This is a genomic window from Streptantibioticus silvisoli (assembly GCF_027947535.2).
Lineage (GTDB): Bacteria > Actinomycetota > Actinomycetes > Streptomycetales > Streptomycetaceae > Streptantibioticus_C > Streptantibioticus_C silvisoli.
Genome location: NZ_JAAGKO020000120.1, coordinates 1 through 3,836 on the forward strand (window position 1 = coordinate 1; position 3,836 = coordinate 3,836).

At 56.9% G+C, this 3,836-nt stretch carries 2 rRNA genes; both read right to left on the bottom strand.

Features of this window, described 5'->3' with window-relative positions:
- Window positions 1–17: 17 nt before the first annotated feature.
- Window positions 18–3,143: ribosomal RNA gene (locus tag POF43_RS34275) — 23S ribosomal RNA — on the bottom strand.
- Between the two features lie 273 nt (window positions 3,144–3,416).
- Window positions 3,417–3,836, bottom strand: a 16S ribosomal RNA gene (locus POF43_RS34280); the annotation flags it as partial.

Genomic DNA, 3,836 nt, shown 5'->3' on the forward strand with positions numbered 1-3,836 from the left:
AGTGGACGCGAGCAACTGAGGACAAGCCCTCGGCCTATTAGTACCGGTCAACTCCACACCTTGCAGTGCTTCCATTTCCGGCCTATCAACCCAGTCGTCTACTGGGAGCCTTAACCCCTCAAAGGGGGTGGGAGTTCTCATCTCGAAGCAGGCTTCCCGCTTAGATGCTTTCAGCGGTTATCCCTCCCGAACGTAGCCAACCAGCCATGCCCTTGGCAGAACAACTGGCACACCAGAGGTCCGTCCGTCCCGGTCCTCTCGTACTAGGGACAGCCCTTCTCAAAACTCCTACGCGCGCAGCGGATAGGGACCGAACTGTCTCACGACGTTCTAAACCCAGCTCGCGTACCGCTTTAATGGGCGAACAGCCCAACCCTTGGGACCGACTCCAGCCCCAGGATGCGACGAGCCGACATCGAGGTGCCAAACCATCCCGTCGATATGGACTCTTGGGGAAGATCAGCCTGTTATCCCCGGGGTACCTTTTATCCGTTGAGCGACGGCGCTTCCACAAGCCACCGCCGGATCACTAGTCCCAGCTTTCGCTCCTGCTCGACCCGTCAGTCTCACAGTCAAGCTCCCTTGTGCACTTACACTCAACACCTGATTGCCAACCAGGCTGAGGGAACCTTTGGGCGCCTCCGTTACTCTTTAGGAGGCAACCGCCCCAGTTAAACTACCCATCAGACACTGTCCCTGATCCGGATCACGGACCCAGGTTAGACATCCAGCACGACCAGAGTGGTATTTCAACAATGACTCCACCACGGCTGGCGCCGTGACTTCACAGTCTCCCACCTATCCTACACAAGCCGAACCGAACACCAATATCAAACTATAGTAAAGGTCCCGGGGTCTTTCCGTCCTGCTGCGCGAAACGAGCATCTTTACTCGTAATGCAATTTCACCGGGCCTATGGTTGAGACAGTCGAGAAGTCGTTACGCCATTCGTGCAGGTCGGAACTTACCCGACAAGGAATTTCGCTACCTTAGGATGGTTATAGTTACCACCGCCGTTTACTGGCGCTTAAGTTCTCAGCTTCGCCACAACGAATTATGACTAACCGGTCCCCTTAACGTTCCAGCACCGGGCAGGCGTCAGTCCGTATACATCGCCTTACGGCTTCGCACGGACCTGTGTTTTTAGTAAACAGTCGCTTCTCGCTGGTCTCTGCGGCCACCCCCAGCTCAGACCGTAAAGATCATCACCAGGAATGGCCCCCCTTCTCCCGAAGTTACGGGGGCATTTTGCCGAGTTCCTTAACCATAGTTCACCCGAACGCCTCGGTATTCTCTACCTGACCACCTGAGTCGGTTTAGGGTACGGGCCGCCGTAAAACTCGCTAGAGGCTTTTCTCGACAGCATAGGATCATCCACTTCACCACAATCGGCTCGGCATCAGGTCTCAGCATTAATATGTGACGGATTTGCCTATCACACTGCCTACACCCTTACCCCGGGACTACCACCGCCCGGGATGGACTACCTTCCTGCGTCACCCCATCACTCACCTACTACCACCTTGGTTCAGCGGCTCCACCACTCCCACCTTGTCCGAAGACTCAGCAGGCGGCTTCACGGCCTTAGCATCAGAGGATTCAATGTTTGACGCTTCACAGCGGGTACCGGAATATCAACCGGTTATCCATCGACTACGCCTGTCGGCCTCGCCTTAGGTCCCGACTTACCCTGGGCAGATCAGCTTGACCCAGGAACCCTTAGTCAATCGGCGCACACGTTTCCCACGTGTGAATCGCTACTCATGCCTGCATTCTCACTCGTGAACCGTCCACAACTGCCTTCCGGCGCTGCTTCACCCGGCACACGACGCTCCCCTACCCATCACAGCCCCCGTTGGGGGTATGTGCTGCAATGACACGACTTCGGCGGTATACTTGAGCCCCGCTACATTGTCGGCGCGGAATCACTTGACCAGTGAGCTATTACGCACTCTTTCAAGGGTGGCTGCTTCTAAGCCAACCTCCTGGTTGTCTGTGCGACTCCACATCCTTTCCCACTTAGCATACGCTTAGGGGCCTTAGTCGATGCTCTGGGCTGTTTCCCTCTCGACCATGGAGCTTATCCCCCACAGTCTCACTGCCGCGCTCTCACTTACCGGCATTCGGAGTTTGGCTAAGGTCAGTAACCCGGTAGGGCCCATCGCCTATCCAGTGCTCTACCTCCGGCAAGAAACACACGACGCTGCACCTAAATGCATTTCGGGGAGAACCAGCTATCACGGAGTTTGATTGGCCTTTCACCCCTAACCACAGGTCATCCCCCAGGTTTTCAACCCTGGTGGGTTCGGGCCTCCACGAAGTCTTACCTCCGCTTCACCCTGCCCATGGCTAGATCACTCCGCTTCGGGTCTTGAGCGTGCTACTCAGACGCCCTATTCGGACTCGCTTTCGCTACGGCTACCCCACACGGGTTAACCTCGCAACACACCGCAAACTCGCAGGCTCATTCTTCAAAAGGCACGCAGTCACGAGAACAAGAACAAGTCTCATTCCGACGCTCCCACGGCTTGTAGGCACACGGTTTCAGGTACTATTTCACTCCGCTCCCGCGGTACTTTTCACCATTCCCTCACGGTACTATCCGCTATCGGTCACCAGGGAATATTTAGGCTTAGCGGGTGGTCCCGCCAGATTCACACGGGATTTCTCGGGCCCCGTGCTACTTGGGAAATACACAAGCAAGCCGTCAATGTTTCAGCTACGGGGGTCTTACCCTCTACGCCGGGCCTTTCGCATGCCCTTCGCCTACATCAACGGTTTCTGACTCGCCGACCAGCCGGCAGACTGATCAAGTGCACTCCCACGACCCCGTATGCGCAACCCCTGCCGGGTATCACACACATACGGTTTAGCCTCATCCGGTTTCGCTCGCCACTACTCCCGGAATCACGGTTGTTTTCTCTTCCTGCGGGTACTGAGATGTTTCACTTCCCCGCGTTCCCTCCACATGCCCTATGTGTTCAGGCATGGGTGACAGCCCATGACGACTGCCGGGTTTCCCCATTCGGACACCCCCGGATCACAGCTCGGTTGACAGCTCCCCGGGGCCTATCGCGGCCTCCCACGTCCTTCATCGGTTCCTGGTGCCAAGGCATCCACCGTGCGCCCTTAAAAACTTGGCCACAGATGCTCGCGTCCACTATGCAGTTCTCAAACAACGACCCATCCCCCACCGCAAGCACTCGAAAGCACTCTTAGTGAGGCTGGTCACCAACAGAGGAAACTCTCATTCCCTCAGGACCCAACAGCGTGCCCAGCACCACCCGATCCACCAGCTTTCCACTCCCCTTGCAGGGTTGTACTTGCCGGCCTCACAAGCCGTACTGAATAGTCAACGTTCCACCCATGAGCAACCGTGCGAGACACTCGCTCGCATCCGGCCATGTGCTCCTTAGAAAGGAGGTGATCCAGCCGCACCTTCCGGTACGGCTACCTTGTTACGACTTCGTCCCAATCGCCAGTCCCACCTTCGACGACTCCCTCCCACAAGGGGTTGGGCCACCGGCTTCGGGTGTTACCGACTTTCGTGACGTGACGGGCGGTGTGTACAAGGCCCGGGAACGTATTCACCGCAGCAATGCTGATCTGCGATTACTAGAGACTCCGACTTCATGGGGTCGAGTTGCAGACCCCAATCCGAACTGAGACCGGCTTTTTGAGATTCGCTCCACCTCGCGGTATCGCAGCTCATTGTACCGGCCATTGTAGCACGTGTGCAGCCCAAGACATAAGGGGCATGATGACTTGACGTCGTCCCCACCTTCCTCCGAGTTGACCCCGGCAGTCTCCCGTGAGTCCCCATCACCCCGAAGGGC